The 26,240-nt window shown below is 70.4% G+C and carries 15 protein-coding genes; 10 read left to right on the plus strand and 5 right to left on the minus strand.

What is annotated here, in order from left to right; genetic code table 11:
• Nucleotides 1-9: 9 nt before the first annotated feature.
• Nucleotides 10-1,983: an ATP-binding cassette domain-containing protein gene (locus tag HNQ61_RS05155; RefSeq protein ID WP_170037691.1), complete on the plus strand. Its 1,974-nt coding sequence runs from the start codon at nt 10-12 to the stop codon at nt 1,981-1,983.
• On the plus strand, nt 1,976-3,781 hold the full coding sequence (locus HNQ61_RS05160) for an ABC transporter ATP-binding protein (protein ID WP_170037688.1): 1,806 nt from the start codon (nt 1,976-1,978) through the stop codon (nt 3,779-3,781). The genes HNQ61_RS05155 and HNQ61_RS05160 overlap by 8 nt, the downstream gene beginning before the upstream one ends.
• Before the next feature lie 206 nt (nt 3,782-3,987).
• Here the strand turns inward: HNQ61_RS05160 and HNQ61_RS05165 are convergent, their stop codons facing one another.
• The 5 genes from HNQ61_RS05165 to HNQ61_RS05185 form a co-directional block, all read right to left on the minus strand.
• A complete protein-coding gene (locus HNQ61_RS05165) occupies nt 3,988-4,632 on the minus strand; it encodes an SRPBCC family protein (RefSeq protein ID WP_170037685.1) in 645 nt (214 codons plus the stop codon).
• Between the two features lie 93 nt (nt 4,633-4,725).
• Nucleotides 4,726-5,337: an SRPBCC family protein gene (locus HNQ61_RS05170; protein WP_170037682.1), complete on the minus strand. Its 612-nt coding sequence runs from the start codon at nt 5,335-5,337 to the stop codon at nt 4,726-4,728.
• A complete protein-coding gene (locus HNQ61_RS05175) occupies nt 5,334-5,690 on the minus strand; it encodes a metalloregulator ArsR/SmtB family transcription factor (protein ID WP_170037679.1) in 357 nt (118 codons plus the stop codon). Before HNQ61_RS05175 ends, HNQ61_RS05170 begins: the two co-directional genes overlap by 4 nt.
• A 290-nt stretch (nt 5,691-5,980) precedes the next feature.
• On the minus strand, nt 5,981-7,099 hold the full coding sequence (locus HNQ61_RS05180; RefSeq protein WP_170037676.1) for an NAD(P)/FAD-dependent oxidoreductase: 1,119 nt from the start codon (nt 7,097-7,099) through the stop codon (nt 5,981-5,983).
• Nucleotides 7,096-10,110, minus strand: a complete 3,015-nt coding sequence (locus HNQ61_RS05185) for a LodA/GoxA family CTQ-dependent oxidase (protein WP_170037672.1) — start codon at nt 10,108-10,110, stop codon at nt 7,096-7,098. The genes HNQ61_RS05180 and HNQ61_RS05185 overlap by 4 nt, the downstream gene beginning before the upstream one ends.
• Nucleotides 10,111-10,899: 789 nt before the next feature.
• Between HNQ61_RS05185 and HNQ61_RS05190 the strand changes: the two genes are divergently transcribed.
• From HNQ61_RS05190 to HNQ61_RS05225, 8 genes are all read left to right on the plus strand, one after another.
• On the plus strand, nt 10,900-11,925 hold the full coding sequence (locus tag HNQ61_RS05190; protein ID WP_170037669.1) for a substrate-binding domain-containing protein: 1,026 nt from the start codon (nt 10,900-10,902) through the stop codon (nt 11,923-11,925).
• 34 nt (nt 11,926-11,959) lie between these two features.
• Nucleotides 11,960-14,902, plus strand: coding sequence for a TonB-dependent receptor (locus tag HNQ61_RS05195; RefSeq protein WP_170037666.1), 2,943 nt, complete (start codon nt 11,960-11,962; stop codon nt 14,900-14,902).
• A 725-nt stretch (nt 14,903-15,627) separates the two neighbouring features.
• Nucleotides 15,628-17,061 carry a glucoamylase family protein gene (locus tag HNQ61_RS05200; RefSeq protein ID WP_170037663.1) on the plus strand — a complete coding sequence of 478 codons (1,434 nt, stop codon included), beginning with the start codon at nt 15,628-15,630 and terminating at the stop codon, nt 17,059-17,061.
• Nucleotides 17,062-17,068: 7 nt separating this feature from the next.
• Entirely contained in the window at nt 17,069-19,447 is a 2,379-nt protein-coding gene (locus HNQ61_RS05205; RefSeq protein WP_205761911.1) for a glycoside hydrolase family 3 N-terminal domain-containing protein, read from the plus strand.
• Nucleotides 19,444-20,724 carry an extracellular solute-binding protein gene (locus HNQ61_RS05210; RefSeq protein ID WP_170037657.1) on the plus strand — a complete coding sequence of 427 codons (1,281 nt, stop codon included), beginning with the start codon at nt 19,444-19,446 and terminating at the stop codon, nt 20,722-20,724. Before HNQ61_RS05205 ends, HNQ61_RS05210 begins: the two co-directional genes overlap by 4 nt.
• A gap of 262 nt (nt 20,725-20,986) precedes the next feature.
• A complete protein-coding gene (locus HNQ61_RS05215) occupies nt 20,987-21,970 on the plus strand; it encodes a carbohydrate ABC transporter permease (RefSeq protein ID WP_170037654.1) in 984 nt (327 codons plus the stop codon).
• A complete protein-coding gene (locus HNQ61_RS05220) occupies nt 21,967-22,788 on the plus strand; it encodes a carbohydrate ABC transporter permease (RefSeq protein ID WP_170037651.1) in 822 nt (273 codons plus the stop codon). Before HNQ61_RS05215 ends, HNQ61_RS05220 begins: the two co-directional genes overlap by 4 nt.
• A gap of 247 nt (nt 22,789-23,035) precedes the next feature.
• Complete coding sequence (locus HNQ61_RS05225) at nt 23,036-26,215, plus strand: discoidin domain-containing protein (RefSeq protein ID WP_183685527.1); 3,180 nt, start codon at nt 23,036-23,038, stop codon at nt 26,213-26,215.
• Nucleotides 26,216-26,240 lie beyond the last annotated feature (25 nt).

A 26,240-nucleotide genomic window follows, 5' to 3' on the forward strand; every position in this document is an offset into this window, starting at 1 on the left:
GAGGTCCGCATGGCTGACGCGCGGATCACCCGGCTGTCCCGCTGGCGGGCGGTTCTGCGGCTGGCGGCGGCGGCGGGCCGGTGGAAGGTGAGCGCGTTCGGCGCGCTGATCCTGGTGTCCGGCCTGCTCCCCACGGCGGCGATCCTGATGACGGGGCGGCTGGTGGCGGCTATTCCCGCCGCGGTGCGCCCCGGCGCGGGCGCGGCGGAGGCGCGCCCGGCGCTGCTGGCGCTCGGTTGGCTGGTGGGGTGCCTGGCGGCGCTGGCGCTGGCGGGGATCGCGCTGGCTCAGCTGTCGCGCTTTCTGGATGCCGCCTTCGCCGCGGAGGTGCACCACCGCGTGGCCCGCGTCACCCTGGGCACGCCGGGGCTGGCCGCGCTGGAAGACCCGGCGGTCATGGATGAACTGGGCGCCATTCAGGACGCGGAGCGGCGGGGCGTGCTGCGGCAGACCATGGCGGCGCTTTCCAACGTGGCCACCATGCGCCTGCGCGGCGCGGGTGCCTTCGTGGTGCTGTTCGGCTTCAACTGGTGGGCGCCGCTCCTTCTCGCGGCCGCGTGGCAGCTCACCAACCGCGTGTACCTTCAGGCGACGGAAAACGGCGTCAGCGTCAACATGAGTGACGGCGCGGTGCGGCTGCGCCGGGCGGAGTACCTGCGCTCGCTGGCGCTGGAGGCGCCCGCCGCCAAGGAGGTGCGCGTATTCGGGCTGGACGGCTGGCTGGTGGGCCGCTACGGCGATGCGTGGCTGGAGGCGCTGGGCGTGCTGTGGCGCAGCCGCAAGGCCAACCGCGGCATCACCGCCGCGGCCACGCTGGGGCTGGCTCTTTCGCACGGGGCCGTGCTGGCCGCGCTGGGGACGGCGGCGGCGCGGGGCGACGTGAGCGGCGCGGCGATGATCGTGTTCGTGCAGGCGGTGATCGCCACCAGCGACCTGGGGATGATCGGCGACTGGCAGTGGATTCTGGCGCAGTCCATGGCCGTCGCCGAGCGCGTGACCGGTCTGGCCGCCCGCATCCCCGCCGCCACGACGACGACGCTGGGCGCATCATCGGGGAAGGCGACCTCGCCGCCGCTCCTCGCATCATCGGAGACGACGGGAACGGCGCTCAACGCGTCGTCATCGCCGGAAGCGGGGGCGGCGCTGAATCCCCATCCACCAACGGCGAGTGGAACGCGGAGCGGGCCGGTGGGGGTGCGGCTGGACGGCGTCCGCTTCACCTACCGCGGGCGGGAGCTCCCCACGCTGGACGGGCTGACGCTCGACATCCCCCCCGGCCAGTCCATTGCCATCGTCGGCGAGAACGGGGCGGGCAAGAGCACCCTGGTCAAGCTGCTCTGCGGATTGTACGAGCCGCAGCACGGGCGCGTGACGCTGGATGGCGGGGCATCGCCAGTGCAGTCGCGGGGGCGCATCGGCGTCATCTTTCAGGACTTCGTCCGTTATCCGCTCCCCCTGCGCGAGAACGTGGCGTTCGGCCACCTGCCGCTCATGAACGACGGGGCCGCGCTGGAGCGCGCGCTGGCGGACGCGGGCGGGGCGGCGCTGCTGGCGGGAATGCCGCACGGGTGGGACACCGTTCTGTCGCGCGAGTACGAGGGCGGGGTGGATCTTTCCGGCGGGCAGTGGCAGCGGGTGGCGCTGGCCCGGGCGCTGGCGGCCGTCCGCGGCGGCGCCGGCCTGCTGATTCTGGACGAGCCCACCGCCGCGCTGGACGTGCGCGCCGAGGCGGAGCTGTTCGAGCGCTTTCTGCAGGTGACGCGCGGGGTGACGACCATTCTGGTGTCGCACCGCCTGTCCAGCGTGCGGCGCGCGGACCGGATCGTAGTCATCGAAGGCGGCCGCGTGGTGGAGGACGGATCGCACGCCGAACTCATGCGCGCCGGCGGCCGCTACGCCGAAATGTACTCGCTGCAGGCGGAGCGCTTCGCCGTGGCCGTTCCCCTGGCGCAGGCCGGAGTGGAGGAGGTGGTGGATGCGTGAGCAATGGCGCGCCGTACTCCTGCTGGTGCGCACGGCGTGGCGCACGGACCCGTGGCGATCGGCCGGGCTGCTGCTGGAGCCGATCAGCTTCCTTCGCTTTCCCCTGTTCGCCTGGTTTCTGGGCTTCATGGTGGACGGCGCCCTGCGCCACGACGCCCGCCTGCTGGCGACCGGCGCGGCGGGGATCACGGCCACCCGCGTGCTCTGGTTCCTGGGCCGGTGGACGGGAAGCTGGATCCGCAACCGGCTCACGGAAGAAGTCGGCTTTGCGCTGGACCGCGAGATCGCCTCGCTCAGTTCGGGGCTCCCGGGGCTGGAGCACCACGAGCGGCCGGAGTACCAGGACCGGCTGGAAATGCTGCGCCAGCAGCAGGGCGTGCTGGGAAGCTCGCTGAACACGCTCATCTACACCGGCAACACGGTGGTCACTGGGGTCAGCACGCTGGCCGCGCTGGCGTTCGTGAGCCCCTGGCTTCTGCTGCTCGTGCCCTTTGCGCTCACGGCGCTCCCCATCGCCGCCGTGCAGCAGCGGTGGCTGCGCGAGGCGGAAGGGCTCTCGGCGCCGCTGCACCGCCGCGCCCGCCATCTTCAGGCGCTCACGGTGGACCGCGGGGCGGGGATGGAGCTGCGGGTGTTCGGGCTGGAGAACGAGGTGCTGGACCGCTTTCGCCACGCCGCGGCAGAGGCGCAGCGCCCCGTGCTGCGGGTAGCGCGGCGGGGCGCCCTGCTGGACGCGGCGGGGGACCTGCTCTTTCTGGCGGGGTTCGCGGGCGCCGTGGCGTTCATGCTGTGGCGGGCGCGGCAGGGGCAGGCCACGGCGGGGCAGGTGGTGATGGCCGTGTACCTGGCGCAGCAGGTGCGCTCCGGCGTGGTGGAGCCAATTCGCCTGGCGGGATTTCTGGGAGAGATGCTGCGCGCCGCCGGGCGGATGCTGTGGCTTCAGGACTACGCGCGGGAGATGAGCGCCGCGCGCGCGGGGACGGTGGCCGCGCCGGAGCGGCTGGTGGACGGCATCGTCTTTGACCGCGTCTCGTTCCGCTATCCGGGCACGGACCGCTGGGCGCTGCGCGATGTGTCGCTGCGCATTCCCGCGGGGTCGGTGGTGGCGCTGGTGGGGGAGAACGGGGCGGGGAAGACGACCATCGTCAAGCTGCTGTCGCGGATGTACGAGCCCACCGAGGGGCGCATCCTGGTGGACGGGGTGGATCTGGCGACTCTGGAGGTAGGCGCGTGGAGGCGGCGGCTTTCCGCCGCGTTCCAGGACTTTGCCCGCTTCGAGTTCGCCGCGCAGCACACGGTGGGCGCCGGCGACCTGGCGCGGGTGGATGACCGGCCCAGCGTGCGCGCGGCGCTGGAGCGGGCCGGCGGCGGGCACGTGCTCGACACGCTGCCCGGCGGGGTGGATACGCAGTTGGGCGCGCGGTGGGACGGCGGAGTGGACCTTTCCACCGGGCAGTGGCAGAAGCTGGCGCTGGGCCGCGCGCTCATGCGGATGGACCCGCTGGTCGTCTTTTTCGATGAGCCGACGGCCTCGCTGGACGCGCTGGCGGAGCATGCGCTGTTTGCGCGCTACGCCCGCGAGGCGCGCAGCGGCACGGAGCGCGGCGCCATCACGCTGCTGGTTTCGCACCGCTTCTCCACCGTCCGCTCCGCCGACCTGATCCTGGTGATCAGCGGCGGCGGCGTGAGCGAGCTGGGCGGCCACGACGAACTGCTGCGGCACGGCGGCCTGTACGCGCAGCTGTATCTGATGCAGGCCAACGCCTACCAGCCCGACGCGGAGCCGGTCGCGCCCTGAGCCGCCCACGGCCGCGGGCGCGCTGAGCCGCCAAGCGTGCTCCGAGCCGGGTCCATCGATCCCGCCTCTCATCCACAGGATGGACGGCGTCCGATGATGACAGAAGCGGGTGCACTCTCCTCCGAGTGCACCCGCTTCGCCGTCATCACGTGCGCGGATCGATGGATGGCATCAACGCTGATCATCATCCACCCGCACCGCGCGGATCAGGCGGGCGGGGCCTCGCCGGTGTAGAACGCGGTGGTACGCGCGGCGGCGGCATCGGCGGCGGCGGGATCGGTGCCCGCGGCTACGGAGGCATCGCGCCACGCCTCGCTGCTCTGCCGCACGAAGCCGCGCCCCTCGTCCGACATCACCCACTCCATGGCCTGCTCCGGCGTCACCCGCGGCGCGCCGGTCAGGTGCTCCGCCAGCCCGAACAGCGCCTGGTCCCAGCCCACGCCCACGGCGCCCGGGCCGAACTGGTCCCAGAACTCCGCGGGCACCTGCGCCACGTGCTCGAACTCCATCCGCGTTCCGCCGGACGCGCCGCTCTGCAGGCGGATCGTCAGCCAGCTCGGCTGCCCGTGCATCTCCCAGGTTACGGCCAGCCGCCCCGGGCGCTCGCACTCCAGAATTTCCCCGCCGGCATTGCCCTGAAACTGGAACCGCCCGCCCACGCGCAGGTCGCCGCTGAGGGGAAGGAACCAGCGCGGAATCCGGTCCGGATTGGTGAGCGCGTCCCACACCTCCTGCACGGGTGCGTCAAAGGCGCGCACGGCCAGCAGAACGCGGGCGGGGGCGCCGTTCACTTCGCGCGTGGAAAGCGTCCGCGTGGTGGCGGCGATGGTCTGGTTGATGTCGGGAGCCATGGGTTCCGTGCTGTGGGTGGTCGATGATGGATGGACGACGGGCCTCGGCGGATGCGGCCGCTGCCCGGGAACGGCGTCGTTGTCGGCGGATGATTATTGATCGTCCTCAGATTCGGCGGATTCGGGGGATGCGGATTCGGTGAAGGCCCTCGCGGGCTCGGCCGCGGCGAGCAGGCCGGCGTACTCGGCTTCCATGCGGCCGTGCGTGGACCAGAACCCGCGCGGCTCGCGGCCTTTCAGCCGGTCCAGCAGAATGCCCAGGTGCGTGTGCCATCCCGCGGCCACGTTGGCCATGCCCGCCACGCTGCGGAGCCGCCGCTGCGTGACCACCAGCTTCACCTCGCCGCCGTCCGCGGGGAACAGCTCGAACAGCACCTCCGAGCTTTCCGCCCCCTCGCCCCAGGTGTAGCCCAGCGCGGTCGGCGGCTCGCAGCGCGTGATGGTGCCGTACATCACGTGGCCCTCGCGGTAGTCGCCGTACTTCGCCGGCGGGTCCTTTTCCGCGGAAAGGTCGGCGTGGCGAAAGCGGTGCTCCACCGTGCCGCCCGGGCGCAGCTCCATCCGGCCCGGCGCCAGCCACGCTCCGCGCTTGTCCGATTCCGTGAGGTACGCCCAGATGCGTTCCAGCGGGCCGGGCAGCCAGCGCTCGATGCGCACCTCGCCCGGCGCGGGGCTGGTGTCCGAGGCTTCGTGGGTCCGGCTCATCCGTGTGATTCCCCTCGTTCAGCGTGGGCGCGGTCTTCCGCGCGCAGGGCGGCTTCCAGCGCGTCCAGCCGCCCGGTCCAGAAGGAGCGCTGCCGGTCGATCCACTCCGCCGCTTCGTCCAGCGGCGCGGCGTCCAGCGTCAGGATGTGCTCCCGCCCGCTCCGGCGGCGGTGCACCAGGCGCGCGCGCTCCAGAATGCGGATGTGCTTGGAAACGGAGTTCAGCGAGATGTCGAACGGCGCGGCGAGATCCGTCACCCGTGCGGGACCGCGCGCTAGGCGGGTCAGAATGGCCCGGCGCGTAGGGTCTGCCAGGGCGAGCAGCGTGTGATCGAGCCCCGTCTGTTCCGTCACGCATCATCTCCGATGTCTCTCATTCACCCTTGGGGGTGAATATATGAGCGACCCGGGAGCCCGCAAGGGAGAACTGCAACTGAACCCGATCTGGATGGTGCCGCTCGTCGGAGAGGCCCCCTCTCCCCGGCCCTCTCCCCCGCTCCGCGGGAGAAAGGGAGACTTCAGCGCGGGGGCGGACCGCGGCGTGGATGGCGCGTTCTGATGTGCCAGAAGCCCCGAACCGCGCCGGGAGGGCATGGTTCGGGGCCTGTACGCGGGGTCCCGTTGGACGGAGATGATCCCTGCCGTCAGTATGCGAACGCGGCGGCGGGCGCGCGGCGGGTCCAGAAAGGGTGATCCGCCCAGCGCGCTTCGTAGCCGTAGAAGACGCACCGGTTTTCATCGTACGCACGGCTGATTTCCTCCAGCCGGGCGGCGTAAGCGCCGAGCGCGGACGCATCTCCGTCCAGGTGCGCGTGCAACGCCTGCCCCGCGCGCATCCCCGTGTACAGCGCCGTCAGCATCCCCTGCGATGACAGCGGATCGAACGAGAGCGCCGCGTCGCCCACGGCGATCCATCCCTCCCCCGTAAAGCGGTCCAGCCGCGCGCTCCCCGCATCCGCGCCGCGCGGCCGCGTCGTCATCGTGTAGTCGAACGCGTGCAGCGCGGCCGCCACGTGGGTGGAATCCAGCAACCGGTCCACGAACCCCTCCGGCGCGAGCATGGCCGTGCGCTCCGCCAGGTCCGCGTCCGTCAGCCAGGCCACCACGCGCTCGCCGCCCGGCACCAGCGCCGTGTACCACCACCCGTCCGGCGTGGACTCGATCATCGTCCGCGCATCGCGGTCGCCCGGGCGGTCCGGGGTGAAGCGGGCGTAAAAGGCCACCAGCCCGTCGGAATGCATCCGCGCGGCGCCGTGCTGCCGCGCGATGGCGGCGGAGCGGCCGGTGGCGTCCACCAGCCAGTCGCAGGCGGCCTCCTCCACCGCTCCGTCCGCGGAGCGCAGCACAACCCGCCACCCCGAGCCGTCCCGCGCCGCCGACGCCACCCGCGCGCCGGATTGCACCCGCACCCCCGCCGCCTCCGCCCCGTCGCGCAGGGAGGCATCGAAGCGGGCGCGGTCCAGGCTGAGGCCGTGGCCGTTGGGATCGAAGATGAAGTCGTTGGCGTGCAGCGCGGCCGATCCCCACGACGACAGGTTGCCGTGCCGCGGCAGGTGCCCGGCCGCCAGAACCCGGTCCAGCACGCCCAGGTCCCGCAGCAGCGGAAGCGCCGCGGGCGCCAGCGCCTCGCCGATGCGGAAGGCGGCGCGGGGCCGGTCTTCCGCCAGCAGAACGCGGCGGCCCCCGCGCGCCAGCGCCAGGGCCGCCGCCGCTCCCGCCGGGCCGCCCCCGGCCACCACGGCATGGAAGCGGCCGTCCGTCATGTCTGCGCGGTCTCGTTCGCGGCGTCCAGCTCCGCGGCGCGCATCACGGCTTCCTCGCGCCGCACCAGGCCGCGAAGGAAGGCGGCGCGGCCCTGGAACCGCTCCGTTCCCGACGGCGGCGGCACGGGCGCCTGCACCGCGGCCGTCCCCCGCAGCAAGGTGGGGGGGAGGATCGCGTTCTCCACCATCATCACCGGCGGAAACAGAGCGTCGCCCTGCACGCCCGGGCGCACCTCCACCACGCCCATGTCGGCGAAGTGGTTCACCATGTTCGTCATCGCCTGCGCGCCGTCGTTGCCGATGATGCGGTTCCAGTCCGCGCGCCGGTTGAACGCCGCTTCGCGCTCGTCGCGCGGCAGGCTTTCATCCATCACTACCTGGTAGTCCGCCTCGCTCAGCACCTGGTTGGGGACGCGCGCGGGCCAGAAGGTGGGCAGGTACGGATCGTACGCCGTGTCGTATCCGGACCGGCACCACGCCGTGTCGGCCTGCCAGGGCAGCCCCATCCACCGGGTGAGGTCGCCCGGGCCCTGCGCCCACAGCGGGCCGGTCATCGACAGCGCGACGGCCTGCGTGAGCGTGGGGCCGTAGTCGTGCTCCGGAAAGCCGTCCGGACGGCGGCGGATGCGGAACGGCGCGGTGAACATGGAGATGTGGCGGATGGGCCACGTCACCTCGCACCCGGGATGAAAGGCGTCGGCCAGGCAGAAGTGCAGCGCCGCGCGGTCCAGCATGGCCGGCTGCTCCGCGACGGGAAGCGTGCCGATGTCGCGCACCGGCTTGCCGCTTTCCGGCCAGTCGGCCGTGAACTGGCCGTCCGCCCACTGCTGAAGCCAGTGGTACTGCGTGGGGCTCAGCGACAGGTACTGCCCCGGCGCGTCGGGCGGGCTGGGCGGTCCGTCGGCGTCGCCGTACTCCCAGGGCCAGGGCGTGGGATTGTCGTCCGTGGGCACGGGGGGACGGAATGCGTTGAACACCTGCCGCCGCAGCTCCGCCCAGGTGTCGTAGCCGCCGGCCTGCGGATCGCGCGCCAGCCGCGCCACGTGCACCGGGTTGGTGAAGTCCGTGGGCCCGCCGCTGCCGAACTGGGTGGCGAATCCCTGGTTCACCCACTGCAGGTTGTTGAAGCGCTGCAGGATGGGATACACGTCGTTGGTGAACGACGGCCGCGCGGGCGATTCCATCCAGCTGTTCTGCACGTACAGGTTCACCAGCAGGTCGTACAGCGTGCGGATGGCCACCACCTCCGGCGCGTAGTTGGGCGGCGCCGTCACCACCCACGCCTCCTCCACGGGAATGTTGCGCCCCTGGAGGCTGACGGTGGCGCTCACCGGGCCGTCGGAGGCGTCATCGTACCACCCGTTGGCGTTGATGAAGGCGTTGGGGTCCGTGGTGTCGTAGATGGGCTGCCCCGTGGGCGAGGCGCTGACGCCCTTTCCGCCCAGGAACAGGAGCAGCCCGTTCTCGTCCGTCTGCAGCTCGCCCAGGTACACGGGCGTGCCCTGGAACGCCCCATCGAACCGGTAGTCCGGGCCGGAGGTGTTGATGCCCCCGATGGTGCGCGCGCCGCCGTTGATGTCCAGCCCGGCGCGGTCCGCGCCCTGGACCGCGGGATTGCGGCGCGGCGCCTTGACCGCGGCGCTCTCGGGAATGTCCATCGCCTGGATCCACTGGTACCAGCCGGCCTTGCGGTTGGCCACGTGCACGGTCCAGCGGATGTCGGCGTCCTCCAGCGTCAGCTCGCGCACCACCTGGCCGTGGGCGTTGTAGCCGTAGACGCGGAACAGCGCCGCCTGCCGCTTGAGCGCGCCGCTGGCATCGCGGTAGAAGCCGGGCTCGCGCGGCTCGGGATGAACGACCTCCGGCCCCACGAAGAACTCGTCGCTGTTCCCCATGCGCGCCACGCCGATGGCGGGATGGATGGCGGCGCGCACCACGATCTGGTCCGCGGCGGGCGGATACGGCTGGCCGGGGTTCATCTCGGCCGGGCGCGGCTCCACCGGCTCCCCCAGCGGCACGCCGTTCACGTCGCGGCGCACGCGCGCGGAGCCGCGGTAGGTGCCCTTGCGCGCCTCGGCCAGGCTGCCGACCGGCTCGTGCTCGGGGAGCGTGTGCCAGGTGTTGATCGCCAGGTTGTCGCCGTACGCGGGCTGCCCGCGCGTGTCCAGCTCCTGGCGGGGAAGGATGAGCGTGGCCACGTGGATGGGGGGCGATGCGGTCTCGCTCCACTCCACCGTCGCCTGATTCAGCGGCATCTGTTCCGGCTCCGTGCGCAGCTGCACGAAGAAGCGCAGGCGCGCCTCGCCGTTGGCCATCCGCGCGTGCAGGTCCGCCTGCAGGTAGAACGGATCGTCGTAGTCGGGCGCTTGGCCGGTGCCGGGGGGGACGACCTCGGGCTCCATCTTGTACTTGCAGTACTGGTCCGCGCCAAACCGGGTCGGCAGGACGCCCCAGTACGGCGTTTCCAGCACGGAATCCACCGGGTGATTCATCTCATCCAGAATCTGATCGGTCTTCGGATTCGGATTGCCCCCGGTGCTGAAGTCGCACATCTGCTCTGCGTCATCCACGAAGAAAATGGGAAAGTTCTGGAGGATGAAGTCCTGGGTGGTGGCGTCCTGGTCGGGCTCCATCACCTTGGTTCCTTCGACCCCGAACAGCTTGATGCCGATTCCGGCCGGGCCGCCCTTGTAGTCGGCGGTGCCGGGCTGGATGTCGCTGGAAAAGCGCACCCACGCGGCGTACTCGCTCTTCTGCCCGAACACGCCCACGCGCAGCTCCGGCGGAAGGTCCGGCTGAATGACGAACGTGCCGTGCGCCACGCCGTGCGTGCGGCGAAAGACGGGGCGGGTGGCGGGCACCTCGCCGGTGGCGATCTGCCGGGCCTGAAAGTTCAGGAACAGATCCTTGATCCCCTTGATGGGATCGGCGCAGCCGGGCTGCGGCGCGGCGGCGGTGAGTTCGGCGCCGGGTGCGGCGCCCGTCTTGGCGGAACGGGGAAGCTGGGCCATGAATGTCGCGGAGAGAAGAAGTGGAGGCTGAACAGCGATCCAAGAGTCCAGAGTACCTGCGGCATGATAATGTAGCAGATTTGGATTATCAAGGTACGGCAGGAAAGGGGTGCGGCGGCATCGTTCTGCACACCAGGCCTGGTCCGCGTGTTGAGCGAATAAATCCGCCGCTCCAAAAGCGGGAACCCCCGACTCATGGCCGCTGTCGCGTCCGCTGTGTTGAGCGAATAAATCCGCCACTCAAACAGCGGGAACCCCCGACACCGGCCGCTGGCGCGTCCGGTTCGGGGCTTCAACTGCACGAGGGCCACTGGGCGGCCGAGGGTGCAGTCCGCGAAGGCGGACTTCGTGTTTTCCGAGGCGCGGTTTCAACCGCCGGGCCAAAACGCGCGGACCGAACCGCAGCCCGCGCCCGCACTGAGGTCTCCCTTTCTCCCGCGGAGCGGGGGAGAGGGCCGGGGAGAGGGGGCCCGTCCGCGTGAGCCGCACCTTCCGGAATGCGTGTCGTTGTAGTTCTCCCCTCTCCGTGCGGCAGTTTGCACGGGGAGGGGCCGGGGGAGGGGCCACCCGGCCCGCCGACGAACAAAATCTTCCGCAGCAATCGAGGACATCCGCGCGCCTCCTCCGCCGATCCTCCCCGCAACCGCGACATTCCGGCGTCAAACGTTTCTGCGGATCATTCTCTTGACAAGCTCACCTCCGTCGCGCAACATGTGGTAACGTTTCCATGAAAACGTTACCACCCCGTTTGTTCTATCTCTTGACGAAATCCTCCCCGCGGGACCCCCGGTGAGCATCACCATCCGCGACGTGGCCGAACGGGCCGGCGTATCGGTCACCACGGTGTCGCGCGCCCTCAACGGCACCGGCCCGGTGAGCCCCGATGTGCGCCGCCGCGTGGAGGCGGCGTCCAGCGAGCTTCGCTACGTGCCCCACGGCACCGCGCGCTCCCTCATCACCCGCCGCACCGACGTGTTCGGCGTGGTGCTGCCGGACCTGTTCGGCGAGTTCTTCAGCGAGGTCATCCGCGGCATGGACCCGCGCGCGCAGGAGCGCGGCTACCACCTCCTGCTCAGCGGCTCGCACGACGGGCGGCGCGAGATCGAGTTCGCCGTGGGCGCCATGCGCGGCCGCGTGGATGGAATGATCGTGATGTCGCCCGGGGTGAGCGGGGCGCGGCTGGAAGGATGCCTTCCGCCCGACGTCCCCGTGGTGCTGCTGAACTGCGACGTGAGCGGGACGGCGTTTTCCGCCATCAACGTGGACAACTACGGCGGCGCGCTGGCCATGACGCGCCACCTGATGGCGATGGGCCACCGCCGCGTGGGGATGATCAACGGCGCCGAGGGCAACTTCGACGCGCTGGAGCGGCTGCGCGGCTTTCGCGCGGCCGTGGCCGAGGCGGGCGGGGCGGTGCAGGGCTCCGAGGCGCCCGGCGACTTCACCGAGGCGGGCGGCTACCGCGCCGCAGGGGAGCTGGCGCGCGCCGCCGATCCCCCCACGGCCATCTTCTGCGCCAACGACTCCATGGCCGTGGGCGCCATCAGCGCGCTGCGCGCCCGGGGCCGCCGCGTTCCCGACGATGTGGCCGTGGCCGGCTTCGACGACGTCCCCATCGGCCGCTACCTGAGCCCGTCGCTTTCCTCCGTGCGCGTGGACGTGAACCGGCTGGGCGCGCGCGCCGTGGAGCTGCTGTGCCACGCCATCGCCGGCGACGCGCCCCCCGCGCAGGAGCTGCTTCCCACCGAACTGGTGGTGCGCCGCTCCTGCGGCGGCGGGGGCGACGACCCGCCGTTTCCGCAGGACTTCCGCTGACCGACCCCTCCCCACCACCACTCAGGAGAACGCCATGAATCCACGACACATCGTTCGCGCGGTCCTCGCCCTGCTGCTCTGTATCGGCGGAGTGTGGACCGGCGACGTACAGGCGCAGACCACCACCGGACAGATTCAGGGCTACGTGCGCGGCCCCGACGGCGAAGACCTGGCCGGGGCGACCGTGGTGGCGCGGCAGGTGGAAACCAACCAGAGCCGGCAGGTGGTGACTTCGGCGAGCGGCGCGTTCGCCCTCGCCGGCCTGCGCCCCGGCACGTACGAGGTTACGGCCAGCCGGGTGGGCGCGGGCCCGCAGGTGCGCACCGTGCGCGTGGGCGTGGGGCAGACGCTGACGGCCAGCTTCGTCCTCGCGCCCCAGGCCGTGCAGCTGGCGGCCATTACCGCCACGGGAACGCGGGCGACGGAAAGCCGCACCAGCGAGGTGGCGGCCAACGTGAGCCGGCAGCAGGTGGAAAGCCTGCCCACCAGCGACCGCAACTTTCTGAGCCTGGCCCAGCTTGCGCCCGGCGTTCAGCTGCAGAACGAGACGCTGGACGGGCAGCGCAAGACGTTCACGGCGGGCGCGCAGGGCGCCGACCAGGTGAACGTCTTCATCGACGGGGCCAGCTACAAGAACGACATGATCCAGGGCGGCGTGGCCGGGCAGGACGCCAGCCGTGGCAGCCCGTTCCCCCGCAACGCCATCGGCGAGTTCCGCATCATCACGCAGAACTTCAAGGCCGAGTACCAGAAGGCGTCCAGCGCCATCATCACCGCCACGACGCGCTCGGGCACCAACCAGTGGGAGAGCAGCGCGTTCTTCAACCTGCAGAACCGCGAACTGATCGCGCTGGACCGCTTTCAGCGCTCGGTGGCCGACACGGCGGCGCGCTACGACCGGCCGGAGTTCGAGCGGGTGCAGTGGGGCGCCGACATCGGCGGGCCCATCATCCGCGACCGGCTGCACTTCTTTGGCAGCATCGAGCGCAACGACCAGACGCGCGCGTCGCGCGTCAACATCGTTCCGCCCGCCGGCTACCCCGCGCTGGACACCATCAACTTCGCCGCGCTCAACGGCGAGTTCGCGCAGCCGTTTGAAAGCTGGCTGGGCTTCGGCAAGCTGAGCTGGGAGCAGGCGGAGAACTCGTTCTGGGAAGTCAGCTACTCGCACCGCGCGGAAGAAGATATCCGTGGCTTCGGCAACCTGGATTCGTACCAGTCGGCCACGCGCTTCAACAACGGCGTCAACACGGGGATCATCAAGAGCACCTGGTCGCCGGGCGCGTTTCTGAACGAGGCCATGCTCAGCGTGCAGCGGTACCGCTACAACCCGGTGCCCAACGATCCGGGGATGCCCAACCGCTTCTTCGGGTTCGGGTGCTGCGCGCAGCTGGGCAGCAACGTGAGCGACCAGGACTTCACCCAGACGCGGTACTCGCTGCGCAACGACCTCACGTGGACGGGGCTGCGCATGGGCGGCGACCACGTGGTCAAGGGCGGAGTGAACGTCGACTTCCTGGACTACGACATCATCAAGCGCAACTCCGAGAACCCGCGCTTCGTGTACGAGCCGTGGTTCAACGGGTTCGCCATTCCGCAACGGGTGGAGTTCCAGACGGGCGACCCCAACTTCAGCGCCAAGAACACGCAGGTGGGGCTGTACCTGCAGGATGACTGGAGCCCCACCAGCCGGCTGGTGCTGAACCTGGGGATGCGGTGGGACGTGGAGTCGCACATGATGAACTACGACTACGTCACGCCGGCGGGGATCGTGGATTCGCTCACCCGCTACCAGGACCGCCTGTTCCGCCCGCTGAACCCGGACCGCTACTTCACGGACGGCAGCGACCGCAGCCCGTTCTACGGCGCGTTCCAGCCGCGCGCGGGCTTCAGCTACGCGCTGGACAGCAAGGGGATCACGTCGGTGTTCGGCGGATGGGGCATCTTTTACGACCGCAACCTGTTCGACAACGCGATCGAGGAATCGTTCGCGCTGCAGCACCCCAGCTACACAATCTTCTTTGCGCCGCCGGGCGGGCCCGTGGCGGCCAACCAGGTGGAGTGGAACGAGCGCTACCTGACGGACCGCAACGCCCTGCGCGAGCTGATCGCGGACCAGCGCTTCAACACGCCCGAGGTCAAGCTGCTGCCCAATGACCTGCGTCCGCCCAAGGCACAGCACTTCAACCTGGGACTGCGCCGCGCGTTCGGCTCGGTGGAGGCGTCGGCGGCGTACACGGGCGTGCGCAGCCAGAACGTGCTCACCTTCTACTGGGCCAACCAGGACTTCGTCTGCCCGGAGCGCTCGTTCGGCGTGCCGGACTGCTTTCAGAACCGCGGCATTCCGGGGTGGGGCACCATCCTGATGGCGGACGACGCGGGCAAGACGTGGTACGACGCGCTGCAGATCAAGGTGGACCGGCCGTACCGCGGCAGCGTGGAATCGGGCCGCGGGTGGGGCGCGGGCGTGGCGGTGACGATCGCCGAGCGCGAGACGCAGGGCTTCAACGATCTGTTCAGCTTTGCCAACGAGACGGACTTTCCGCGGCAGAAGCGCAACGACGAGCCGCTGCGCATCGTGAGCAACTTCATCGTCGACATGCCGTGGCTGTGGGGGGTGCAGTTCAGCGGACTGATCAATCTGGGCACGGGAACGCGCCTGGACATCGGCGGCCGCTTTGACTGCAACAACGCCAGCACCTGCTTCGATGGCGGCGGGTTCGAGCCGGAGAAGCACTCGTTCATCATCCCGGACGCGTTTGCGTACCGCATGGTGGACCTGCGGCTGCGCAAGGACTTCCTGAACGTGCGCGGCAGCGCGGTGGGCGTGAGCGCCGAGGTGTTCAACGTCTTCAACTTCGACAACCTGGGCTGCTACAACACCTTCAACCGCACGGACCCGGCGTTCGGCCGCTCCAGCTGCACCATCAGCGATCCGCAGCGCCTGCAGATCGGCCTGGAGTACCGGCACCGGTAGGATGGATCGACGCCGCGCCGCCCGCCGTCCCCGTGACGGCGGGCGGTGCGGTACGAAGGGTCAGGCGCGTCGAGCGGGGTGGGCAGAAGTGGCGCGGGTTCGGTACGCGAGGCGGAGTTCGTCGTGTGAGCGAATGCCGTTGAGCGGACGCCGTTGAGCGGATGCCGTTGAGCGGATGAATCCGCCGCTCAAACAGCGGGAACCCCCGACACCGGCCGCTGGCGCGTCCGGTTCGGGGCTTCAACCGCACGAGGCCCGCTGGCCGGCTGAGGGTGCAGTCCGCGAAGGCGGACTTCGTGTTTTCCGAGGCGCGGTTTCAACCGCCGGGCCAAGGCGCGCGGACCCCAACACGGCCCGTGCCCGCGTTGAGGTCTCCCTTTCTCCCGCGGAGCGGGGGAGAGGGCCGGGGAGAGGGGGCCCCTCCGAGTGAGCGGCACTGTCCGAAGCGCGAAGTCGTTGCCGTTCTCCCCTCTCCGTGCGGCAGTTTGCACGGGGAGGGGCCGGGGGAGGGGCCTCCCAAGCTGGCGACAAGCAAATCTCATCGAAGCATCCGATAGCCTGAAGCAACCGATCATCCGAAGCAGCTAATCACGGAAAGCAGTTCATCGACCGAAGCAGTTCATCGCCCGAAAGCAGTGCATCATCCAACGCAGTCCATCAATCGTTCCGTCGATCCCAAGCAGGAAAATCCAGTTCTCCACCCGATGCCCGGGAGTGTGCGGCTGATGCGGTTGATCAAGATCCTCGTTGCATCCGCCACCCTCGCCGCCGCGGCCGGGTGCGCGTCCGCCGCCGGCCCGACGTCACCGCTGCGCGCGCCGTTGCCGGCGAACCAGGAAGCGTTCCTGGACACGCTGCAGGAGCGCACCTTTCGCTGGTTCTGGGAAACCAGCAACCCGCGCAACGGCCTGGTGCCGGACCGCTGGCCCACGCCGTCGTTCAGCAGCGTTGCGTCCGTCGGATTCGGGCTCACCGCGTACCCGGTAGGCGTGGAGCGCGGATGGGTGTCGCGCGCGGACGCGGCCGAGCGCACGCTGACCACGATGCGCTTCTTCTGGACCGCGCCGCAGGGCCCGCAGCCCAGCGGCACCATCGGCCATAACGGCTTCTATTATCACTTTCTGGACATGAACACGGGGTACCGGTTCGAGCGGGTGGAGCTTTCCACCATCGACACCGGCCTGCTGATGATGGGCGTGCTGGCCGCCGCCGAATACTTTGACGGCGCCGATCCGCGCGAGGCGCAGATCCGCGCGCTGGCGGACTCGCTGTACCGCCGCGTGGACTGGGCGTGGGCCGCCACGCCGCGCCCGCCGCTCATCAGCATGGGGTGGCACCCGGAATCCGGCTTCATCCCCCACGACTACCGCGGCTACAGCGAGGCGATGTTCCTGTACGTCCTCGCCCTGGGCTCGCCCACCCACCCGGTGGATCCGGCCGCGTGGAACGCCTTTACCTCCACCTACGTGTGGGCGGACTTTCAGGGCGTGCCGCAGGTCAACTTTCCTCCCCTCTTCGGCCACCAGTACTCCCATACGTGGATCGACTTCCGCGGCATCCGCGACGCGTACATGCGGGGCAGGGGGCTGGACTACTTCGAAAATTCCCGCCGCGCCACGCTGGGCCAGCGCGCGTACGCCATCGCCAACCCCGGCGGATGGGACGGCTACGGCGCCAACCTGTGGGGCCTGACCGCGTCAGACGGGCCGCGCGACACGACGGTGGTCATCAACGGACGCGAGCGCACCTTCTGGAGCTACCGCGCGCGCGGCGCCACCGGCGACTTCGTGGAGGATGACGGCACGCTTGCGCCCACGGCGGCGGGCGGCTCCATCCCGTTTGCGCCAGAGGCGGCCATCCCCGCGCTGATGAACATGAGGCGCACGTACGGCGATCACCTGTTCCAGCGGTACGGCTTTCTGGATTCCTTCAATCCCACGCTCAAGCAGCCCATGCGCCTGCAGCACGGGCGCATCGTGCCCGGCGTGGGGTGGTTCGATGGCGATTATCTGGGCATCGACCAGGGGCCCATCGTGCTGATGATTGAGAACCAGCGCAGCGAACTGGTGTGGCGGCTGATGCGGAGGAACGAGCACGTGGTCCGTGGGCTGTGCCGCGCGGGGTTCACAGGCGGATGGCTGGAGGGGCGCTGTGGGTGATCGCCCGATGACGGGAATGGTCCTCCGGCGTGCCGGGTGGATGGGCGGATGCGCGGCGCTGCTGTCGGCGTGCGCGCCCCGTCCTTTGCCGCCGCCGTCGCTTCCGTCCGCCATCACGGATCGCGCGGCGGATTTCGCGAAGTCCGTCCCGCACGTGGCGGCAAGCGGGATGAGGGACGCGTCGGAGCAGGCGTTCGTGGATTCCGTGCTCGCGCGGATGACGCTGCCGGAAAAGCTTGGGCAGCTGACGCAGTACGCCGGGCAGTGGGGGCAGACCGGGCCGCGGGTGGAGACGGCGACGGAGGATGCCATCCGCCGCGGCGAGGTCGGCTCCTTTCTGAGCGTGTGGGGCGCGGACGTCACCCGCCGCCTGCAGCGCATCGCGGTGGAAGAGTCGCGGCTGGGCATCCCCATCCTGTTTTCGCACGACGTCATCCACGGATTCCGCACGCTGTTTCCCGTCCCCCTCGCGGAAGCCGCCAGCTGGGACCCGGACGTGGCGCGCGAGTCGGCGCGCATCGCCGCGGCGGAGGCGTCGGCGTACGGCATCGCGTGGACCTTTGCCCCCATGATGGACGTGGCGCGCGACGCCCGCTGGGGCCGCGTGGTGGAAGGCGCGGGCGAGGACCCGCACCTGGGCTCGGTGATGGCGGCTGCGCGCGTCCGCGGCTTTCAGGGCACGGACCTCCGCGCGCCGCTTTCCATTGCCGCCACGGCCAAGCACTTCGCCGCGTACGGCGCGGCGGAGGGCGGCCGCGACTACAACATCGCCGACATCCCCGAGCGTACGCTGCGCGAGACGTACCTGCCGCCCTTTCGCGCCGCCGTGTGCGCGGGCGCGGCCACGTTCATGGCCAGCTTCAACGAGATCGGCGGTGTGCCCGCGCACGCCAGCCGCGCGCTGCAGACGGACGTGCTGCGCGGCGAGTGGGGCTTCAACGGGATGGTCGTAAGCGACTGGGGCGGGCTGCAGGAGCTGATTCCGCACGGCGTGGCGGCGGGACGCGCGGACGCGGCGCGGCTGGGGCTGCGCGCCGGGGTGGACATGGACATGGTCAGCGAAGTCTACCTCAAGGAGCTTCCGGCGGAGATCGCGGCCGGCCGCGTCCCCATGGCGGAGGTGGACGAGGCGGTGCGCCGCGTGTTGCGCCTCAAGTACCGCCTGGGCCTGTTCGCCAATCCGTACGCCCGCGGCGATACATCCCGCGAACTGCCCGCCGGGCGGCTTCCCGCGGAGCACCGGCGCGCCGCGTACGAAGCCGCGGCGCGCTCCGTGGTCCTGCTGCGCAATGCGGGCGGGGTGCTGCCGCTGGACCGCGCGCGCATCCGCCGTCTGGCCGTGATCGGGCCGCTGGCGGCGGACCGGCACTCGCCGCTGGGAAGCTGGAACGGCGCCGGGCGCGACGAGGACGTGGTGCCGGTGCTGGACGGCATCCGGCGCGCGGCCGGTTCCGGCATCACGGTCGACTACACGGCCGGGGTGGACAGCGTGCGCTCCACGTCGGGCGGCGGGTTCGCGGCGGCGGTGCGCGCGGCACGGGCGGCGGACGCGGTGGTCCTCGTCGTGGGCGAGACGGAGGACATGACGGGCGAGGCCAGCAGCCGCGTGTCGCTGGACCTGCCCGGCGCGCAGCGGGAACTGGTGGAGGCCGTCCGCGCCGCCGCGGGGCGCAAGCCGGTCGCCGTCGTGCTGATGAACGGCCGGCCGCTCGCGCTCGAGTGGATGCACGACACCGTTCCCGCCATCGTGGAGGCGTGGTTCGGCGGGGTGGAGATGGGGAACGCGGTGGGCGACGTGCTGTTCGGCGAGGTGAACCCCGGCGGCAAGCTGCCGATGACCTTTCCACGCGCCACCGGGCAGGTGCCCATCTACTACAACTACCGGCAGACCGGCCGCCCCGCGGACCCGCGCAACGAGTACACCACGGGTTACGAGCGCTCGCCGTCGACGCCGCTGTATCCGTTCGGACACGGGCTCAGCTACACGCGCTTCACGTACGGCGCGCCCCGGCTGAGCGCGGCACGGATGGGCGCGGGCGACACGCTTTCCGTCACGGTGGAGGTCACCAACGCCGGTGGGCGCGCGGGCGACGAGGTGGTGCAGCTGTACGTTCGCGACCCGGTGGCCGCCGTCACGCGGCCGGTGAAGGAGCTGCGCGGCTTCCGGCGCATCCGGCTGAATCCGGGGGAAACGCGCGCCGTCACCTTCCGGCTCACGGTGGATGACCTGGCGTTCTGGGACGCGGCGCCGCGGCGCATCGCGGAGCCCGGCGCGTTCGTCGTCCAGGTCGGCGGCAGCTCGGAGCAGGTGCAGTCCGCGGAGTTCGAACTGGTGACGGTGGATGGCGGCGCGATCGCGGTTCCGGAACGCTGCGGGGCCGCGTGACGTTCATCAACCGTGTCCGCCAAGTCGTTGCCGCGATCGCGGTTCCGCTGCTCGCCGCCGCATGTGGCGGCGGGGGCGAGGCGGACGTCGCCACCATCCGTTTCTGGGCGATGGGGCGCGAGGGCGAGGTGGTGGAGCATCTGGTCCCGGAGTTCGAGCGCCGCAACCCCGGAATCCGCGTGCAGGTGCAGCAGATTCCCTGGTCCGCCGCGCACGAGAAGCTGCTGACCGCGTTCGTCGGTGGCGCCACGCCGGACGTGTCGCAGCTGGGCAACAGCTGGGTGCCGGAATTTCAGGCGCTGGGCGCGCTGGAGCCGCTGGACGCCCGCGCGTCGGCCTCCGCGTCCACGCCGCGCGCGGACTACTTCGCGGGGATCTGGGACACCAACGTCATCGACGGACGGACGTACGGGCTGCCGTGGTACGTGGATACGCGCGTCCTCTTCTATCGTCCGGACCTGCTGGCGGCCGCCGGCTATCCCCAGCCGCCCAAGAACTGGGCGGAGTGGATGGACGCCATGCGCAAGCTCAAGGCGCGCATGGGGCCCAGCCAGTTTCCCATCCTGCTCCCCACCAACGAGTGGCCGCAGCCGGTGATTCTGGGGATGCAGACCGGCGGCACGCTGCTGCGTGACGGCGGGCGCTGGGGCGACTTCAGCAATCCCGCGTTCCGCCGCGGCTTCGACTTCTACGTGCAGCTGTTCCGCGAGGGATTGGCGCCGCGGGTGAGCGCGTCGGAGATCAGCAACCGCTACCAGGAGTTCGAGCGCGGCAACATCGCCATGATGATCACCGGGCCGTGGGAGATCGGCGAGTTCACCACGCGCGTCACCGGCGTGCCGTGGGCGACGGCGCCGCTGCCCGGGCCGGACGGCCCCGGCGTGTCGCTGGCCGGCGGCGCGTCGCTGGTGCTGTTCCGCAACTCGCGCAACAAGGACGCGGCGTGGCGCTTCATCCAGTACCTCTCCGAACCCGCCACGCAGGTGCGCTTCTACGAGCTCACCGGCGACCTGCCCGCGCGCCGCTCGTCCTGGCGCTCGCCCGCGCTGGCGGGGAACGAGCGCGCCGCCGCGTTCCGGGACCAGTTGGACCGCGTGGTTCCGCTGCCCAAGGTGCCCGAGGCCGAAGCCATCGTGAACAAGGTGTTTGAGCAGGGCGAGCGCGCGGTGCGCGGCCAAGCCACGGTGGAGCAGGCGCTCGCCGCGCTGGACGCGGATGTGGACCGTCTGCTGGAAAAGCGCCGGTGGATGCTGGACCGGCGGGAGGGCGGGCAATGAGCGGAGCGAAGCGTTTCGACGCGCATCCGGCTGCGTCCGCGGCCGCCCCCTCTCCCCCGGCCCCTCTCCCCCGCGGAGCGGGAGAAAGGGGAGAATTCGCTCGCGTTTCCGACGGCCTGTCGTGGTTTCCGATTGAGGATGCGGGGGATGGAACGCGTGCGGCGAACCCGCGGCCTCATCAACCCTCCCCCAGGGTTTTTTGGGGGAGGGTGGGCGAGTGGTGCTCGCCCGGGTGGGGGCCCGCGCCCGCCGGAGCGGGGCGATGACGGACACGACGACGGGGACGGGGGAGATCAGCATCCGCGCGGAGGCAGGGATCGCGGCGGTGGCGGGATCCGGGCGGCGGCGCGGCGGACTGCGCGCGCCCGCGGAGCGCAATCCGGCGGCGTACTGGTTTCTGGCGCCGGCGCTGGTGCTGATCTTCATCTTCTTCTTTCTGCCGGTGATGGCGGCGCTGGGGCTCAGCTTTACGGACTTCGACATCTACGCCGTAGGTGATCCCGCCAACACGCGCTGGGTGGGGCTGCGCAACTACACGCAGCTGCTGGGCACGCCGCTCTTCTGGCAGGCGCTGCGCAATACCTTCTACTTCGCGCTGGTGGGCGGGCCGCTGTCCATCGGCGTGTCGCTGGGGGCGGCGCTGCTGCTGAACCAGAAGATGGTGCGCTTCAAGGGACTGTTCCGCACCGTCTACTTTGCCCCGTTCGTCACCACGCTCGTCGCGGTCGCGATCGTGTGGCGGTACATGTTCCACACGCGCTACGGGCTGCTGAACTACGGCCTGGGCGCGTTCGGCATGGGCCCGGTGGACTGGCTGGGCGACCCGCGCTGGGCCATGCCCGCCATCATCCTCATGACGGTGTGGAAGTCGTTTGGATACAACATGCTGATCTTCATCGCCGGGCTGCAGGCGATTCCCGAGGAGCTGTACGAGGCGGCCCGCATTGACGGCGCGAGCGCGTGGCAGCGGTTCCGGCACGTGACGCTGCCCGGCCTCGCGCCGACGCTGGTGTTCGTGACGGTCATCACCATGATCGGCTTCTTTCAGCTGTTCGTGGAGCCGTACGTGATGACCATGGGCGGGCCGCTGCGCTCGACCACGTCCGTGGTGCTGCTGATGTACGAGGAGGGCTTCCGCTGGTGGCGCATCGGGCACGCGGCGGCGGTGGCGTTCGTGCTGTTCATCGTCATCCTGATCGCGACGCTGGTTCAGCTGGCGCTGCAGAAGCGGTGGAGCGACGCATGAGCCCTCGCGCCGCACGCTTCGCCATCTACGCGCAGCTCATCCTGGGCGCCGTGCTGATGATCATCCCCATGCTGTGGATGGTGAGCGCATCGCTGATGCCGGCGGGGCAGGCGAGCACCTATCCGCCGCGCCTGCTTCCGCGGCAGGTGACGTTTGAGCACTACGTGGCGCTGTTTACGCGGCTGGAGCTGGGCCGCTCGCTGGTGAACAGCGCGCTGATCGCGTTCACGGTCACGGCGCTCAGCATCGTCATCAACTCCATGGCGGGATACGCGTTCGCCAAGCTGCGCTTTCGCGGGCGGGAGCCGCTGTTCCGTGTGCTGGCGGCGGCCATGGTGATTCCGGTGCAGGTGAGCATGCTTCCGCTCTTTCTGCTGATGAAGCAGCTGGGCCTCATCAACAGCTACTGGGGCGTGATCGTGCCGGGAATGGCCAGCATCTTCGGGATCTTTCTCATCCGCCAGTATGCGCAGTCCATTCCCGACGACCTGCTGGACGCGGCGCGGATGGACGGCGCGGGCGAGCTGCGCATCTACACCCACATCGTGCTGCCGACGATCGTGCCGATCCTGGCGACGATGGCGATCTGGACGTTTCTGAGCACGTGGAACGACTTCATGTGGCCGCTGATCGTGCTCAGCGACGACGCGAAGTGGACGCTTCCCGTGGCGCTGGCCAACCTGAGCGGCGAGCACGTGCAGGACACGGAACTGATGATGGCGGGCTCGGTGCTCACCATTCTCCCGGTGATGCTCGTGTTTCTGTTTCTGCAGCGCTACTACATCCAGGGCGTGATGGCGGGGAGCGTAAAGGGATGAGGATATGCGATTCGGCGGGGATTGCGGGCGGCCCCCACCCGGGCCGGCACCACCGGCCCACCCTCCCCCAAAAAAGAATGGGGGAGGGTTGGTTGCGGCGGCTGGCCTCGGTGCGCGGCGCGGAGACCGGGCTGCGCCGGACGGCGGCGGCGGGCTCGAAATCGCGTGGAAATCCATGATCGGGCGTGACTTCGGCGATGTCGTGCGATCGGGACGGGTCTGGGCTGCGTCGATCGCGTTTCTGTCGATGACGGGCTGCGCGTCGGCCGCGCCGGCGTCCGCGCCGGAAACGACGGTCGCATCCACCGTGGCCGCGGCGGTTTTGGTGGATGGCGGGACGCGCGTGCTGGATGACTTTGAGACGCTGAGCGGATGGACGGCGCACCCGTCGGATGGCGTGGAACTGCGCATCTCGGCGGACAGCGGTGCGGCGGGGCGGGGAATGCGGCTGGACTTCGACTTCCACGGCGGTACGGGATACGCCATCGCGCGCAAAACGATTCCCATCGATCTGCCGGCCAACTGGGAGTTCGGGTTCCGCATGCGCGCCGACGCGCCGGTGAACGACCTGGAGTTCAAGCTGATCGATCCGTCCGGCGAAAACGTCTGGTGGATGAACCGCCGCCGCTTCGAGTTTCCGCGCGAGTGGCGGCGCATCCGCACGCAGAAGCGCCAGGTGGAATTCGCCTGGGGCCCGCGCGGCGGCGGCGAGATGGACAGCGTCGCGCAGATCGAAATCGTCGTCACGGCCGCGGCGGGCGGGCGGGGGACCGTGTGGATCGACGACCTCACTTTCCGCCAGCGCGAGCCCGCGGCGCCGTACACGCAGACGCCGCTCGTCACCGCCACCGCGTCTCCCGAGGTCGCGCGGCTGGCGGTGGACGGCGATTCCACCACCATCTGGTGCGGCGACGGGGAGAACGAGTCGGAGATCACCATCGACTTCCGGCGCGAACGCGAGCTGGGCGGGCTGGTAATCGACTGGGATTCCGCCGCACACGCCTCGCGCTACCACGTGCAGACCTCGGATGACGGCGCGCGGTGGGAGACGGTCTATACCGTCGATTTCGGCAACGGCGGGCGCGATCCGCTGTACCTGCCGGAGACGGAAACGCGCTGGCTGCGGCTGCGGATGGAAGGCGAAATGGCGGTCCCCGAGTACGCCATCCGCGAAATCGAGATCAAGCCCGCGGAGTGGTCGCAGACGCCGAACGCGTTCTTTGCCAACCTCGCCAAGGACGCGCCGCGCGGCGTGTATCCGCGCTACCTGACGGGCGAACAGAGCTACTGGACGGTCATCGGCGTTCCTGGCGACACGCGCGAATCCACCATCAACACCGACGGGATGGTGGAGACGGGGATCGGCGGGCCGTCCATCGAACCGTTCCTGTATGCGGATGGCCGCCTGCTCACCTGGGCGGACGTGCGCGCGTCGCAGTCGCTGCGGGACGGCTATCTGCCCATCCCCACGGTGGATTGGGATGCGCGGCCGCTCGGCCTTGCCGTTACCGCCGTCGCCGTGGGCCCGGCGGAGGGAAGCAGCGTGTACGTCCGCTATCGGGTGGAGAACCGGAGCGATCGCGCGATGGATGCCACGCTTTACCTGGCGCTGCGGCCATTTCAGGTGAACCCGTCGTGGCAGTTTCTGAACGTGCAGGGCGGCGTTGCGCGCGTGCGACAGATGGCGATGCGCGGGCGCGACCTGACCGTGGACGGCGCCCCCGTGGTGCGCACCATCACCCCGGCGGGCGGGTTCGGCGCGGCGCCGTTCGATGGCGGCGACGTGGTGGATTACCTGCGCGCGGGCCGGCTGCCGCCCTCGCCGTCCGCCGCGGACCCGCGCGGATTCGCGTCCGGCGCGCTGGCGTATCCGCTCCGCATTCCGCCGGGCGAGACGCGGGACGTCATCGCCGCGATTCCGCTGCACGCCGCGTCGCAGCCGCCACTGCACGCCCGCAACGAGGGCCCGGACGATGAGGCCGAGCGGCTTTTGCGAGCCTCGGCGGAAACGTGGACGCGCGAGCTCAACCGCTTTACGCTGCGGCTTCCCGCGGCCATGCACGGCCAGGAGATCGCCAACACGCTGCGCTCGCAGCTGGCGTACATCCTCATCAACCGCGACGGGCCGTCCATTCAGCCCGGCTCGCGCAGCTACGACCGCTCGTGGATCCGCGACGGCTCGCTGACCGGCGCGGCGCTCCTGCGCCTGGGCCACGCGGACGAGGTGCGCGCGTTCGCGGAGTGGTACGCGCCGCACCAGCGCGCCAGCGGCTACGTGCCCTGCTGCGTAAGCCTGCGCGGCGCCGATCCGGTTCCGGAGCACGACAGCCACGGCCAGCTCATCTACCTGATCGCGGAGTTCCACCGGCAGACGGGCGACCGCGCGTTCGTGGAGGGGATGTGGCCGCATGTGGAGCGCGCGGTGGCGTATATCGACACGCTGCGCCACGAGCGGATGACGCCGGAGTACCAGGCGGCGGACAAGCGCGCATACTTTGGCCTGGTGCCGCAGTCCATCAGCCACGAGGGATATTCGGCCAAGCCGATGCACTCGTACTGGGACGACTTCTTCGTGCTCAAGGGGCTGGATGACGCCGTCTATGTGGCGGATGTGCTGGGCCGCGGGGCGGAACGGGCGCGCTTCACCACCATCCGCGACGAGTTCCGCCGCGACCTGCGCGCCTCCATCGACCGGACGATGGCGATGCACGGGATCGCGTACATTCCCGGCTCCGTCGAACTCGGCGACTTCGACGCGACCTCCACCACCGTCGGCGTGAACCCGATGGGCGGCATCGGCTGGCTGCCGCGGCCGGCGCTGGAGGCCACCTTCGAGCGCTACTACCGCGACAACATCCGCGCGCGGCTGGACGGCGCCGAGTGGGACGGCTACACGCCGTACGAGTGGCGCACGGTGGGCACCTTCGTGCGCCTGGGGTGGAAGTCGCGCGCCCACGAGGCCATCGGACTCTTTTTCGGCCATCGCCGGCCCGCCGCGTGGAATCACTGGGCGGAGGTGGTATTCCGGGATGAGAAGTCGCCGCGGTTCATCGGCGACATGCCGCACACGTGGGTGGGATCGGACTTCATCCGCTCCACACTGGACCTGTTCGCCTACGAGCAGGACAGCGCGCTGGTGGTGGGCGCGGGTGTGCCGGAGGCGTGGGTGCGCGAGGGCGACGGGCTGGAGATGCGCGGGCTGCGCACGTACTTCGGCACGCTGGATCTGCGGATGCGCGCGAGGGGATCAACCGTCCGCGCGCACATCGGCGGGGATGTGCGGGCGCCGGGCGGCATCATCCTGCGCACGCCGCTGGACCTCCCCATCCGCCGCGCGACGGTGAACGGACGCACGGTTCGCGTCACCGCCGGTGCCCGGGAGATCGTCGTTCGCGCGGTGCAGGCGGACGTAGTGATGGAGCATTGAGGGGAAGTGCGAAGGTACGAGAGTA

It is taken from the genome of Longimicrobium terrae (genome assembly GCF_014202995.1).
GTDB lineage: Bacteria > Gemmatimonadota > Gemmatimonadetes > Longimicrobiales > Longimicrobiaceae > Longimicrobium > Longimicrobium terrae.